Annotated in this window: 14 protein-coding genes; 8 read left to right on the top strand and 6 right to left on the bottom strand. The window is 57.9% G+C overall.

Annotated features, from left to right (window positions below):
- Positions 1-10 precede the first annotated feature (10 nt).
- Complete coding sequence (locus ACFCXQ_RS00970) at positions 11-646, top strand: class I SAM-dependent methyltransferase (protein ID WP_379552206.1); 636 nt, start codon at positions 11-13, stop codon at positions 644-646.
- Positions 647-650: 4 nt separating this feature from the next.
- Here ACFCXQ_RS00970 and ACFCXQ_RS00965 read toward each other — a convergent pair whose 3' ends face one another.
- A complete protein-coding gene (locus ACFCXQ_RS00965; RefSeq protein ID WP_379552204.1) occupies positions 651-1,481 on the bottom strand; it encodes a hypothetical protein in 831 nt (276 codons plus the stop codon).
- 55 nt (positions 1,482-1,536) lie between these two features.
- Here ACFCXQ_RS00965 and lipB point away from each other — a divergent pair, with 55 nt between their 5' ends.
- Both lipB and ACFCXQ_RS00955 read left to right on the top strand, forming a co-directional pair.
- Positions 1,537-2,223 carry a lipoyl(octanoyl) transferase LipB gene (gene lipB / locus ACFCXQ_RS00960; protein WP_379552202.1) on the top strand — a complete coding sequence of 229 codons (687 nt, stop codon included), beginning with the start codon at positions 1,537-1,539 and terminating at the stop codon, positions 2,221-2,223.
- Complete coding sequence (locus ACFCXQ_RS00955; RefSeq protein ID WP_379552200.1) at positions 2,220-2,633, top strand: hypothetical protein; 414 nt, start codon at positions 2,220-2,222, stop codon at positions 2,631-2,633. Before lipB ends, ACFCXQ_RS00955 begins: the two co-directional genes overlap by 4 nt.
- Here the strand turns inward: ACFCXQ_RS00955 and ACFCXQ_RS00950 are convergent.
- Entirely contained in the window at positions 2,630-3,745 is a 1,116-nt protein-coding gene (locus tag ACFCXQ_RS00950; protein WP_379552198.1) for an alkene reductase, read from the bottom strand. The genes ACFCXQ_RS00955 and ACFCXQ_RS00950 overlap by 4 nt on opposite strands.
- A gap of 64 nt (positions 3,746-3,809) precedes the next feature.
- On the opposite strand from ACFCXQ_RS00950, the gene ACFCXQ_RS00945 reads away from it, so the two are divergent.
- Positions 3,810-4,733: a DMT family transporter gene (locus tag ACFCXQ_RS00945; RefSeq protein WP_379552196.1), complete on the top strand. Its 924-nt coding sequence runs from the start codon at positions 3,810-3,812 to the stop codon at positions 4,731-4,733.
- Between the two features lie 185 nt (positions 4,734-4,918).
- Here ACFCXQ_RS00945 and nadA read toward each other — a convergent pair whose 3' ends face one another.
- Entirely contained in the window at positions 4,919-5,920 is a 1,002-nt protein-coding gene (nadA, locus tag ACFCXQ_RS00940) for a quinolinate synthase NadA (protein ID WP_379552194.1), read from the bottom strand.
- A gap of 151 nt (positions 5,921-6,071) precedes the next feature.
- Here nadA and ACFCXQ_RS00935 point away from each other — a divergent pair, with 151 nt between their 5' ends.
- Positions 6,072-7,688 (top strand): class I adenylate-forming enzyme family protein, encoded by a 1,617-nt coding sequence (locus tag ACFCXQ_RS00935; RefSeq protein WP_379552192.1) that lies wholly within the window; start codon positions 6,072-6,074, stop codon positions 7,686-7,688.
- Here the strand turns inward: ACFCXQ_RS00935 and ACFCXQ_RS00930 are convergent, their stop codons facing one another.
- Positions 7,689-8,564, bottom strand: coding sequence for an MBL fold metallo-hydrolase (locus tag ACFCXQ_RS00930; protein WP_379552190.1), 876 nt, complete (start codon positions 8,562-8,564; stop codon positions 7,689-7,691).
- Between the two features lie 142 nt (positions 8,565-8,706).
- On the opposite strand from ACFCXQ_RS00930, the gene ACFCXQ_RS00925 reads away from it, so the two are divergent.
- Complete coding sequence (locus ACFCXQ_RS00925) at positions 8,707-10,176, top strand: glycerol kinase (RefSeq protein WP_379552188.1); 1,470 nt, start codon at positions 8,707-8,709, stop codon at positions 10,174-10,176.
- 20 nt (positions 10,177-10,196) lie between these two features.
- Here the strand turns inward: ACFCXQ_RS00925 and ACFCXQ_RS00920 are convergent, their stop codons facing one another.
- On the bottom strand, positions 10,197-10,700 hold the full coding sequence (locus ACFCXQ_RS00920; RefSeq protein ID WP_379552186.1) for a DUF1465 family protein: 504 nt from the start codon (positions 10,698-10,700) through the stop codon (positions 10,197-10,199).
- 89 nt (positions 10,701-10,789) lie between these two features.
- Entirely contained in the window at positions 10,790-10,987 is a 198-nt protein-coding gene (locus ACFCXQ_RS00915) for a YdcH family protein (RefSeq protein WP_379554496.1), read from the bottom strand.
- 196 nt (positions 10,988-11,183) lie between these two features.
- Between ACFCXQ_RS00915 and ACFCXQ_RS00910 the strand changes: the two genes are divergently transcribed.
- The gene (locus tag ACFCXQ_RS00910; protein WP_379552184.1) at positions 11,184-11,339 is read left to right on the top strand and encodes a YdcH family protein; all 156 of its coding nucleotides are present in this window, start codon (positions 11,184-11,186) and stop codon (positions 11,337-11,339) included.
- Positions 11,340-11,427: 88 nt separating this feature from the next.
- Positions 11,428-13,698: a phosphoenolpyruvate--protein phosphotransferase gene (gene ptsP / locus ACFCXQ_RS00905; protein WP_379552182.1), complete on the top strand. Its 2,271-nt coding sequence runs from the start codon at positions 11,428-11,430 to the stop codon at positions 13,696-13,698.
- Positions 13,699-13,703: the final 5 nt, after the last annotated feature.

The raw sequence follows: 13,703 nt of genomic DNA, 5'->3' as shown, positions 1-13,703 counted from the left end.
ACTGTGGCGCATGCCAAAAAATCAGAATGCTGCCACAATAAATAGGCCTCGCCTGAAGCAGAAGTTCTCCCGCCTTTTGGGCCAATGGGGCGTATTCTTCCGGGGCTTTCTTGAGCATCCCCGCATGGTTGGTTCAATTATCCCGTCATCACGCTTCACTGTCGAAAAGATGCTGGCACCTGTGGATTGGGAACAATGCCAGCTTTTTGTTGAGTATGGTCCGGGCGTTGGCACGTTCTGCCAGCCTGTCCTCGATCGGCTGCCGCGCGATGGCACGTTGATTGTGATCGATACCAATCCGCTGTTTATTGATTATCTGAGGCGCACCTTTGCAGATAGCCGGTTTGTGCCTGTGCTTGGCTCGGCTGAAGAGGTAGAGGCGATTGTGAAAGCCAATGGCTTCGAGCATGCAGATTATGTGCTCTCAGGGTTGCCCTTTTCGACCCTGCCTGATGGCCTTGGGCCAAAGATTGCCGCCAATACGCACAGTATATTGCGGCCGGGCGGCGGATTTCTAGTCTATCAGTTCTCCGCGCGAGCCCGCGATTTTATGGCGCGTCATTTCCGCCATATCGATAGCGGCTTTGAATGGCTTAACATTTTGCCGTGCAAGCTGTTCTGGGGTTGGAAAAGAGCCGGCGACTGAGCCGCTAACCTGCTTTGGGCACGGATGGCCCATCATGACTGCCTGATAGCTGACGATATACAGCTGCAAGCACGCCGTAAGAAAAGATGGCGAAGACTGCGCTCATGAGGCTGCCGAAAATGGCAGTGCCGATCAGCTCAAGCGTTTCGCCTCCAAGCGCAAAGATCACTCCGATAACCAGTGACGTGACGGCAAAGATCACTCCAAACCCAATGATCAACAGCGCATAGAATGCGAATAGCCGGAAGCTGTTTTGTTTGGTCGCATGCCATGATTGTTTGAGCGCATCGACAGGATTGCGCACATCCTGAAGCGCGATAATCGGCGAGGTAAGCGAGAATTTGATGTACAAGTACACGCCTACAACAGCGGCGGGCAGGACCAAAATGCCGCCAAGCACCGCTAGAGAACCACTGGCGATGAGGCCGTAGGCGATCGCTAGCGGCAGCAAGGCGGCAATGGTCACCATGATCTGTGTGAGCAGCATGATCGGCAGTGATCGCGCCCCGCGTTCAACAGCAGTGCTGACCGTTGGCCGGTCCGCTGCGCCCAGAACATTAAGCACCGCGATCGTGCCCACGATTTGCACGAGCGACGATATCACCACCGCCCACCAATACTCGGCAAAATATGAGTTCAATGCCTCGATCAGCTGTTCTGGAGAAACGGAGCCAGACGCTGCGAGCTCCGGGCTAAGCGCGGCGGGGGTTAACAAACTGAAGGCCAATTGCGGAAGGAAGAAAAACACCCCGCCAAGGATGAATACCAATTCGCGATTGGCATTTAGCTTGCGCACCGCACTGTCCCACGCCTGCGTCATATCCAGCTTTGCCAAGTGTTTTCTCCTTTCCCTCTTGATAACCGCTTCTCTTCGCGCCACGCAATTGCCAATGGACGCTAGCCGCACACATTCTGTTGAAATCACGCCTGAGAAGGACCGAGTGCCTTATGCGCGTGCGCTAGAAGTGATGGATGCCCGCGGCCGCGCGATTGCGGCGGGCGAGGCAGCTGAACAATTATGGTTGCTCGAGCATCCGCCGGTTTACACCGCTGGGACGAGCGCCGCGGCAGCAGAGCTGCTTGATCCGCGCTTTGAAGTTGTCGAGGCGGGCCGGGGCGGACGCTATACCTACCATGGGCCGGGCCAGCGGGTTGGCTATGTCATGCTCGATTTGGCCAAACGTGGGCGCGATGTACGCCGCTTTGTGAGCTCGTTAGAGGGCTGGGTAATTGCGACACTGGGTGACCTCGGCGTTGAGGCATGGCGCGCTGAGGGCCGCATTGGTATCTGGACGAGTGACCCGGACGGCACGGAGGCCAAGATCGGCGCGATTGGCGTGCGGGTCCGCCGCTGGGTCACCACGCATGGCTTTTCAGTGAACCTTGCGCCTGACCTCTCCCATTTCAGCGGTATCGTCCCCTGCGGGATTGACGAATTTGGCGTCACCAGCTTAGCGGATATGGGTATGGACGTTACCCCAGAGGCTTTTGACACTGCGCTGCTTGCGCGCTTTGACGATTTTTTGAGCGCCCTTTCTGCAGTTGGGCGGGCCGTAGAAGGAAACACACTGCCATGACTATGCGCGTCACTATTTCGGCGGCGACCCTTTTGCTGGGGCTAGGCGGGCTGTCCGCATGTAGCGAAGAGCCGGCGGCCCCTGAAGCATCTGTAGATGATGGGCGCATGGCAGAGGGCGAAGTATTGGGGGGCACGATCAGCGACGATATGATCGCGCTCGATAATTTGCGTTCGCAATCGCCCACTGGCGGCGCAGCGGCGAGCGATGCCTCAGTGTCAGGCGCGACATCATCACGCTCAGACGCGCCTAGCGAGGCTCAAGACGACACTGCGTCTGAGGCAGCTGTGGCAAGTCCGCCAGAACCTGCCGTTCCTCCACCTAGCGCTGAACCAGCGAGCGAGGCAGCACCGCCGCCGCCAGTGGACCTTCTACCGCCAGCCCCGCCAGAGGCAGACGACGCCGGCTAGCCTGCTGCTGCCTGCTGCTGCTCTTCTTTCAGCGTAGGGTAGTCGATGTAGCCTTCTGCAATTGGGAAGTACCAGCTTTTGGGGACGTTCACATTGGGGTTGAAATCGGCCCCCACTGCAATCCGCTTTTCCAGATCAGGGTTGGAGATATAGGGCCGGCCAAAGCTGACCGCGTCGCAGCGTCCGCTCGACACATCATCTTCCGCTTCCTGCGCGCTGTAATCGGAGTTGAGGATTAGCGGGCCTGTGTAATGCTCGCGGAACAGCGGATCTTGCTGGGGAACGTCAGTCTGCCCGAAGGTGCCGTCCGGGCCCGGTTGGCGTAGTTCAACAAAGGCCAGACCCAAATCGTTACACACTTTCGCTGCCGCGCCAAAGGTGGCTTGCGGGTTACTGTCGTCGGTCCCTTGAGAATCGCCATTGGGCGATAGGCGGATGCCAACGCGGTCCGCGCCCCAGACATCAATCAACGCCTCGAGCACTTCGCGCATCAACCGAGTGCGATTTTCCGGCGAGCCACCATATTCATCGTCGCGCAGATTGGTTTTGTCGCGCAGGAATTGGTCAATGAAATAGCCATTGGCGCCGTGCAGCTGCACCGCGTCAAATCCAGCCTTCTTCGCGTTCTCCGCCGCGCGGTGATAATCATCAATCGTGTGTTTGATATCGTCGAGTGTCGCGGCGCGCGCTTCAACGTAGGCTTGCTTACCGATAGGTGTGTGGGCCTCGCCAGGCGCCGTAGTCGCGCTGGCAGAAAGCGGAGCTTTGCCATCGAGGAAATAGGGGTGAACGATGCGCCCCATATGCCACAGCTGCATGGCAATTAGGCCGCCTTCCTCGTGCACGCCTTCGACAATTGGCTTCCATGCCTCGGTCTGTTCATCGCTCCAAATGCCGGGTGCAGATGGCCAGCCGAGACCCTCTACACTGATGCCCGTCGCCTCGGTTAGGATCATGCCCGCACCGGCGCGTTGACGATAATATGTGCCCATCATTGCGTTGGGTGTGAACATCGGGTCTGCCGCACGGCCACGCGTCAGCGGCGCCATGAAAATGCGGTTCTTGGCGGTGAGCGCGCCCATTTTCAGCGGTTGGAACAAGGTGTCATGCATGAGCAGGTGCTCTCCCAGAATTATTTGCGTTCGGTTTTGCTACTCAAACGGCTAGTGCAGGGCGATGACAGGTGCAACCGGGGAAATGAATGTCGGGAAGGTCGGCGCGCCGCAATGGCTGCTCTTGCTTGCTCTGCTGACGGGCAATGTGGCGCTCGCGCTGGGGCCTTGGTTGGTGCGGCTCGCCGATACTGGCCCGGTGTCAGCGGGCTTCTGGCGGCTGTTTCTGGCGCTGCCATTTCTGGTGCTGATCGCGCGGGTGAGCGGCCAGAAATTGGGCGGAATGCCGCGCAAGACCCTGCTGCTGGTGGCTTTGGGTTCCACCGCTTTCGCGCTGGATCTTGCGAGCTGGCATATCGGCATTGGCCTCACCCGGCTGGGTAATGCGACGCTATTCGGCAATGCGGGGTCGATCATCCTGCTGTTCTGGGGGTTTTTGATCGCGCGAACCATGCCGCGCGGGTTTGAATGGTTGGCGATTATCTGCGCGCTGACCGGGGCGGGCATTTTGCTGGGGCGCAGTCTGGATATCTCGACGCAGACCTTTGTGGGCGATCTGTTTTGCCTCGCCGCCGGTCTGCTTTACGCAATTTACCTGCTGACTCTGAAGGGGGAGCGCGCCCAGTTCGGTTCGTGGAGCCTGCTGGTCTGGGTCAGCATTTTCGCATGTCCCGTGCTGCTCGCAATAGCGCTCGCATTGGGAGAGCCGATCTGGCCCACCGATTGGACGCCGGTGCTGGTGCTATTCATCACTAGCCAGCTGATCGGGCAGGGCCTGCTAGTGTTCGCGCTGGGGCATTTCCCGCCGCTAATTATTGGCCTCGCGCTGCTGACACAGCCCGCGGTCGCAGCAGTGATTGGCTATAGCGTGTTTGACGAAGTTCTCACGCCGCTGGACTTGCTTGGGATGGTGCTGCTGGGCAGCGCGCTTGTTGTGGCTCGTGCGAGTCAGAGGCGCTCGAATCCAACGAAAATGGGTGATGTGTAGATTACCACAACACCAATTGTGATGCTGATAGCCGTAAGGCACCAGAGAATGAATATCACCAAACCTGCCCATGGCCGTCCGGCTCTCAGGTATGCTCGGACGATCTCTGAAATGTACTTCATGATCCATGGATAGATTGCCGAAATAGGACTGTATATTTCGCTTCCCTATCGGGGGTTAGGCCTTCAATCCCTCGTAAACGCCACCTTCCCCAAATCGCCCATGCCAACAGTGCCAGCCGCCATGCCGAGCATGCGGTCGAGGCTTTTCTTGGCTTTCAGGCGTAGCTCTTCTTCAATCTCAATACGCGGTTGCAGATCGCGCAGGCACACATAGAGTTTCTCCATGGTGTTGAGCGCCATATAAGGACAGATGTTGCAGGAGCAGTTTCCGTCTGCGCCGGGCGCACCGATGAAGTTCTTGTTCGGCAGCGCCTTTTCCATCTGGTGAATGATGTGCGGCTCAGTCGCGACGATCAGCGTGTCGCCCTCAAACTCCTGCGCGAACTTCAGGATGCCGCTGGTCGAGCCGACATAATCAGCATGATCAACAATCGTTGGCGGGCATTCCGGGTGCGCGGCAATCGGCGCATCAGGGTGCTCTTCCTTGAGTTTCAGCAGCTCGGTTTCGCTAAACGCCTCATGCACAATGCAAACGCCCGGCCATAGAAGCATTTCGCGGTTGAATTTTCGGGCGAGATATCCGCCCAAGTGACGATCGGGCCCGAAAATGATCTTCTGATCTTTCGGGATCTGCTGCAGGATCGTTTCCGCGCTGGAGCTGGTGACGATGACGTCAGACAGCGCCTTCACCTCGGTTGAGCAATTGATGTAAGTCAGCGCGATGTGATCGGGATGCTGCTCGCGGAAACGGGCGAATTTCTCCGGCGGGCAGCTGTCTTCTAGCGAGCAACCCGCGTCCATATCGGGCAGGACAACGATTTTCTCCGGCGAAAGGATTTTTGCCGTGTCCGCCATAAATTTCACACCGCAGAAGGCGATGACATCCGCATCGGTTTCTGCCGCCATCTGGCTCAGCTGAAGCGAATCGCCCACATAATCCGCCAGATCCTGAATGTCGGGCGTCTGATAATAGTGAGCTAGGATCACCGCATTACGCTCTTTGCGCAGGCGGCCAATCTCTTCAAGCAGGTCAGTGCCGGTCGGCAGTTTCGTTTCAGCGGTCATTTGAGACACCCCGTATATATGGTCTTGTCAGATATATAACGCGGCCTACGATTTTTTCGAGAGTGTATGCACTTATTCTGGGCGGCTGGTGTCGCACATGTACTATCGCGTAGGCCGCGGTTGCCTACCTTGTCATCCTTAGGAGATTTGCATGTACGAAGTTTCGCTGAGTGAGTCATACTTTCCCGCTCAGGCGGATACTCCGTTTGAAACTATGACGATTGACGGCCTGCTCGGAAAACAAGCGGCGGAGCGCGGCGACCAATTGGCTCTGCGAGAGCTTTTGCCAAATGGGCAGATGGGCCGTGAATGGAGCTATACAGAGCTCAAGGCGGATTGCGAAAAGCTGGGCCGCGCTCTTGCATCGCGCCATGCACCGGGTGCTCGTATTGCGATTTACGCGACCAATTCCCCGGAATGGGTGATGACGCAGTTTGCGGCGGCTTTGGCCGGGTTGACTGTGGTGACGGTGAACCCTGCGTTCATCGCGCCCGAGCTGAAATTTGTGCTGGAGCAATCGGGGGCGGAGGCGGTCTACCACTCACCTGATGCGCGCGGTACGCTGCTTGCGCCAGTCGCTGAGGAAGCCTGTGCGGATTTACCGAAGGTCAAGGTGAAGCAGGACTTTACCGATAGCGATGCGATGCTGGCGGGGCATGAGCTAGGTACGTTGGCACCGCTTGCGGCGGACGGCATTATGCAGATCCAATATACCTCCGGAACCACCGGCTTTCCCAAAGGCGTATTGCTGCGCCAAGCGGGAATTCTGCAAAACAATCTCGATATGATGCGGCGTTGGGGATGCCATCCCGGCGCTCGGTGTCTGATACCACTACCCCTTTTTCATGCAGGCTCTTCCAGCCACATGTTCGGATGCCTAGCGATGGGCATGGTTTTCTTGCCAATGCCGCATTTCGATCCCGCAATGATGCTGGAAGTGATCGAGCGTGAGCGGCCCGATTTTACTGGCGGCGTTCCGACAATGTTGGTGATGATGGTGGAAGAGGCACGGCGCAGCAGACGCGATGTCAGCTCTATCAAAGGCATGATGTCAGGCGCCGCAATGGTTGCGCCTGAGCTTGCCCGAGAGACTGAGGAGGTGTTCGGTGTGCCAATCCAGGTGATTTACGGCCAGACCGAGGCCTCACCGGTTGTCACATTTTGCCGGGCTGATGATGGATTTGAGGATCGCACGACTACGATTGGCCAAGCTGTGCCACATCTCGATCTTGCCATTCTGGATCCGCAAACCAATGCAGTTTGCCCGGTCGACGAGCAGGGTGAGATTTGTGCGCGCGGCTATGCGGTGATGGCGGGCTACAATGATAATCCAGAGGCGACCGCTGCCGCGATCGATAGCGAAGGCTGGCTGCATACCGGTGATCTCGGCACAATGGATGCGCGCGGATTTGTGAAGATCACGGGCCGGGTCAAAGAGATGATTATTCGCGGGGGCGAAAACCTGTTTCCTGCTGAGATCGAGAATGCGATGCTACTGCATCCTGCGATTGCGGAGGTCGCGGTAGCTGGCATTCCGGATGAGAAATGGGGCGAGGTCGTCGGGTGCTTTATGCGGCTGACTGAAGGTGCGAGTGCGCCATCAGTGGAGGAGCTAAGAGCGCATATCCGCTCGCATCTGTCGCCGCAAAAGACGCCTCAACATTGGGTGTGGATGAAGGAGTTTCCGCTGACCGGATCGGGCAAAATCCGCAAGTTTGCGCTGGCCGATAGCTTTGTGGCCGGGGAGTTCGCGGGGCAGGAGGCTTAGCTAAGCTGCCTGCCAGATATCGTTCTCTCCAGAGACCATTCCGCGCCGTTCCAAATCGATGATGTGGGCGGTGACAGACAAAGCCGCCGCCTTGTTCAGGCGCGGGTCGAGGCCTTTATACATTTGCGGGACGAGCGCTTCGACCGATTGTGCCTCCTCTCCCAGAAGGCGCAGTATCTGGTTCTCGCGCTGGCGGCGATGGCCAATCATGGAGCGGACCAGCTGGCGTGGTTTTTCAATCGCTGGGCCATGCGCGGGGTAATAAATCCGGTCTTCGCGCTCATAGATCTTGTCGAGGCTGCGCATGTAATCCGCCATGTCGCCATCAGGCGGCACGATTACGCTGGTTGACCAGCCCATCACATGATCTCCGGTGAACAGCGCGCCGCTTTCTTCCAAAGCAAAGCAGAGATGGTTGGAGACGTGGCCCGGTGTCGCCACGGCGCGCAGAGTCCAGCCCGGACCTGTCATCGCCTCACCATCTTCCAGCACGCGGTCAGGTTCATAGTGCGGGTCAAAGCCCTCATCAGCGCGAGGGCCATCGGTGACATCCATGGCAATTGGTGCGCACCCCACAATCGGTGCTCCGGTGCGCTGCGCCAGCCCGCGTGAGGCAGGTGAGTGGTCGCGGTGGGTATGCGTACACATGATTGCGCAGACGTGCTCTTCGCCAATCGCCGCATCGAGAGCGAGCAGATGCTCCCTCTCGTCCGGGCCGGGGTCGATCACCGCGCAGCCATCTCCCATGCCGACAATGTAAGTCTGCGTCCCAGTGTACGTATAAGGCGAGGGGTTAGGCGCGAGCACGCGGCGCACAAGTGGTTCGATTTCTTCGGCCTGTCCGGTCGGCCATGGTTTGGGCGGTATCTTTGCCATCGGATGATTATGAAGCGAGGATTGCGCTGTGTCACGCGAGAGTTGTTGCTGGACGGCGATGGCACAAAAACTGGAAACCACGCACGCTCTTGCGGTCGCTGCGCGACGGTTTAGGAATATCGCCGTGGGAGAAAGCAAACATATGCCTGATAAAATTCTGGTTCTGGATGAGGGTACGACATCAACCCGTGCGATGATCTTCGCTGCCGACGGCACGATGGAGCATGTCGCGCAGGAAGAGTTGACGCAGCATTATCCGCAAGCAGGCTGGGTTGAGCATGATCCAGCGGAAATCTGGACCAAGACGCTTGCCTGTGCGCGCCAAGCGGTCGAGGATAATGGCGGCGCGGACAGAATTGCCGCGATCGGTATCACCAATCAGCGTGAGACTGTTGTCGCATGGGACAAAACCACGGGCGAACCCTTGGCGCGCGCGATTGTGTGGCAGGATCGGCGTACGGCGGAGTTTTGTGCTGGGCTTAAAGAGGCCGGGCACGAGCCGCTCTTTCAGAAGAGAACTGGCCTGCTGCTAGACCCCTATTTCTCCGGCACGAAAATGCGCTGGCTGATCGACAATGAGGCTTCCGTGCGAGCAGCGCAGGCCGCTCACCGGCTGGCCTTGGGAACAGTCGAAAGCTGGCTCGCGTTTAAACTCTCGGGTGGACGGCATATTACCGATGCCAGCAATGCCTCGCGCACGCTACTTTTGGCGCTCGGTGGAGCGCAGTTTGATGAGGAGCTTTGCAGCGTGCTGGGCGTGCCGATGGATGCGCTGCCAGAAGTCGTCGACACGCATGGTCAGCTTGCTATGTGCAACGAGGAGTGGCTAGGCCAGGCCATTCCGATCTGCTCCATGATTGGCGATCAGCAAGCGGCGACCATCGGCCAAGGCTGTCTTGCGCCGGGTGAAACCAAAGCGACTTTCGGAACCGGGGCTTTCGTGTTGACCAATAAGGGCCGGGAAATCCCGCACTCCGATAACCGACTACTCGGCACCGTGCTGATGCAGGAGGGCGGAGAGCGGACGTACGCGCTGGAAGGCTCCGTCTTTGTCGCAGGCAGTCTCGTGCAATGGATCCGCGATAGTCTGGGCCTGATCGGCAGCGCGGCTGAAACCGAGGCACTGGCGCGCTCTATCACTGATAACGGCGGCGTTTTTATCGTCCCGGCGCTGTCCGGTCTTGGCGCGCCGCATTGGCTACCCAATGCACGCGGGGTCATCACCGGATTGTCCTTCGCGAGCGGCAAGGCGGAGATCGCGCGCGCTGCGCTTGAGGCGATGGCGCATCAGACCTATGATCTGGAGCGCGCCTTCGCTGCGGATGGCGCGAGTTGGTCGAGCTTGAAAATTGATGGCGGGATGAGCGCGAATGACTGGATGGCGCAGGATCTCGCCAATGTGCTTGATCTCGCGGTTGAGCGGCCTGATTTCGTCGAAACGACTGCTCTCGGCGCGGCGCTTGGGGCGGCGGTGGGCGCGGGCCTTTATCCTGATCTGGAAACTGGCGCGGCCACAATGCGCGGCTCCACCCGTAAATTTGCGCCTGATATGAGCGAGGATGATCGCGCTTTTCGGCTAGGCGGCTGGCGCAAGGCGCTAACGGCCGTGTGAACCTTTGGTTGGCATGTAGGTCAGCCGGTTTTGCTGGCCTTCAGTCCGTCCGATCCTTCGCCAAAAGCCTGTGTGATCATCGACTGCATTGAGTGGACCGAGCTTTGAGTGCCATCAGCATCATCATTCGCCTGATCGCGCCAGCTCGTGTCGAGCCGGGCGATCCGGTGGTACATTTTCTCGCTCTCGCGGATGAGATATTGCGCATCGGGCAGCAGCGAGGCGAGATTCTTAGGGTCAGACGGTCGTTCATCAGCCAACGCGCCATGCTTCATGATCTGCTTGGAAGACAGCTCACCTTGCAGATAAGCGCGCTGATTCAGGAGCCAGGCGAGAATATTCATGACTCGCGTGGTGGTGCGCAGCCCCTCAACTGAGAGGGCCATGCGCATAGCAACATTGTCATTATCCGCGGTCTCTTTGCCGCGCATATCAAAAAGAGTGCGCGCTTCATCAGCGAGCACTAGTGCCTGCGCGTACAGCTCTTCCACGATCGGTTGCTTTATGGCTTTGTCGCTTCCCATAACTCGGGCCTTAAATGTAAACTGCGTAGAAATCTAACGCGGTAACGAATATGTCCCGCAATGCGACGTGAGGTAGTGCGAAAGTAAGTTTAGGCGATAATGTCGGGCAGCAAATTGTCTTCGATCACGGCCATTTGATCACGAATGCGCAATTTGCGCTTCTTCAGCCGGGCAACTTGCAACTGATCAGTCGAGCCCGCCTCGGTCAGGGCGTTGATCGCTGCATCAAGATCCCGGTGTTCGACACGAAGGATCTCGAGGCGTTTTTGAAGTTCTTCCTCTGTCAGCACGAGCGATCCTGTTAGTTTTTGGCACAATATTCCGGGCTAAGACACTTAGGCGCTCTACCTTAAGAATTAGCCCTTCGCAAAACCCAAATATTGTGCCTTAATGCGCGTGTTGACGACTCCGACTATGTCGCGAGTCGTTCAACAGGTGTTACAGTGCATAGAGGGGCTGCACGCAATCTCTGGAGAGAAACTGATGCAATCAACACACGTCACCGCGCTTCAGGAAAAGCACGCTGGGTTGGAAGCACAATTGCGAGACGAAATGCGACGCCCGCATCCCAATGATGAGCTTGTTAGGCAGATCAAACGCCGCAAACTCAAGATTAAAGAAGAATTGTCCGAGATTTAGGCGCAGGCTGTCCGGACATTCGATCATTTTGAAGACTGCCTAGGCGTGATGCTTCCCGATCGCGCTCGCTCTGCTATAGGCGCTGTCCATGACTGCTGCATCAAGTGCCCGACAAATCCTTACTCGTCTTCACGAGGTGATGGCGTCACGCACCCATGCCCAGCGCAAGCTTGACCAGGTTGTCCAAATTATCGGCGAAAGTCTCGATAGCGAGGTTTGCTCAATTTATTTGCTGCGCGATGGCGCGCTGGAGCTTTATGCGACCCAAGGCCTGAACCCTAACGCTGTGCACGTCACCCGCATGGGTATTGGCGAGGGGCTGACAGGGACAATTGCCAAGAATATCGAGATGCTCAATCTGGCCGAAGCCAAGGCGCATCCTGATTTCCTTTATCGTCCTGAGACAGGCGAGGAGAAGTTTCACTCATTTGCCGGGGTGCCGATTGTCTACCGAGAGCGGGCCGTTGGTGTGCTTTGCGTGCAACATGTTGACCCGCGCCGCTATGAGGACGTCGAGATCGAGGCGCTACAAACCACCGCCATGGTCTTGTCGGAATTGATCGCGCACCATGAACTGGTTGATGGCGAGGATGCGCGCGGTCTTGGCGAGATTGAAAGCGGACCGGTCTTGATTGAGGGCTTGCGACTGGTCAAAGGGCTGGGCGCGGGCAAAGCGGTGTTTCACCAGCCGCGGGTCGAGATTACGCAAGTAATGGCCGATGATATCGAGGCAGAGCGCCAGCGGGTTTACCGTGCGTTTGACAAGATGCGCGACCAGATCGATGCGATGGCGACGCAAGTCGAGTTTGGCAAAGGGGGCGAGCATGATGAGGTGCTCGAGACCTATAAGATGTTCGCGTATGATGAGGGGTGGTCGCGGCGGATCAATGAAGCGATTGATTCAGGCCTGACCGCTGAGGCGGCAATTGAGCGCGTACAGCAGCACACCCGGATGCGGATGCGCGAGATTGATGACCCGTTGCTGGCTGACCGGATGCATGATCTGGAGGATCTTTCCAATCGTTTGCTTCGGATCGTCGCTGGGCAATTAGGCACTGCGGCATCGCAAGGCCTGCGTCAGGATGCGATCCTTATCGCGCGCAATCTTGGGCCCGCCGAGCTGCTCGAATATGACAGGAGACGTCTCAAGGGTGTTGTGCTTGAAGAGGGCTCGCTCACTGCGCATGTGGTGATTGTGGCCCGCGCGATGGGCATTCCGGTGCTGGGCCGTGCGCAAGGCGCGATGCGCCAAGTGCAAGAGGGCGATGAGGTCTTGCTCGACACTCAAAAGGGCGTTGTCACGCTGCGCCCTAGTCCGCCTATGAGCGAAGCCTTTGATGCACGCTTTGCCAAGAACCGCGAACGTGCGGCGACTTACGCGGAAATGCGTGACGTAGAGCCAGTGACCGCCTGTGGAACACGCATAGAAGTCTTGATGAACGCCGGCCTGCGCGATGATGTGAGCGCATTACAACTGACCGGTGCAGATGGGATTGGGTTATTCCGCACAGAGTTTCAATTCCTCGTCTCCGCCACTCTTCCTCAGCGGGAGCGTCAGACCAAGCTCTACAAGGACGTTCTTGATGCGGCTGGCGGTAAGCCTGTTATCTTCCGCACGGTTGATATTGGCGGCGATAAGGGCGTGCCTTACCTTAACTCTGAGGCTCTCAAACAGGAGGAAAATCCCGCAATGGGTTGGCGCGCCTTGCGCCTTGCTCTGGAGCGTGAAGGCTTGCTGAAAGCGCAGGCGCGGGCTTTGCTGGAGGCGGCGGCAGGGCGTCAGTTGAAAGTGATGTTCCCCATGGTCAGCGAACCGTGGGAGTTTGACGCTGCCAAGGCCGTGTTCGAGCAGCAGCTGGCATTCATGAAAAAGCAGCGCAAACATCTGCCGGAGACGATTGAATATGGCGCGATGCTTGAGGTCCCCGCGTTGGTCGAAGTGCTTGACCAGATGGCGACACGGCTGTCGTTTCTCTCAGTTGGGACCAATGATCTGACGCAGTTCTTGTTCGCTGCTGACCGCGCAAACCCCAAGCTTGCAGAACGCTATGACTGGCTCAGCCCAGCGATTATGCGGTTTATGCGGCGGATCGTCAAAGCAGCAGCTGAGGGCGGCGTGGACATCGGCGTGTGCGGCGAAATGGGCGGCCGCCAATTAGAAGCGCTGGCTTTGCTCGGGATTGGCTATCGCCGCTTATCGATCACCCCTGCCGCAGTTGGCCCGATCAAGGAGCTCGTGAGCAGGGTCGATCTCGATGAGCTCAGCGCGGTGATGCATGCATGGTTGGAGCGCCCAGATCATGATTTGCGGCCCAAGCTCCAGGAATGGGCAATCGCGAGGGGCATTGAGATCGATTGATCGTC

Origin of the sequence: Qipengyuania rhodophyticola (genome assembly GCF_042493225.1) — a bacterium.
GTDB lineage: Bacteria > Pseudomonadota > Alphaproteobacteria > Sphingomonadales > Sphingomonadaceae > Erythrobacter.
This window is presented reverse-complemented; position numbering and strand designations above follow the sequence as displayed.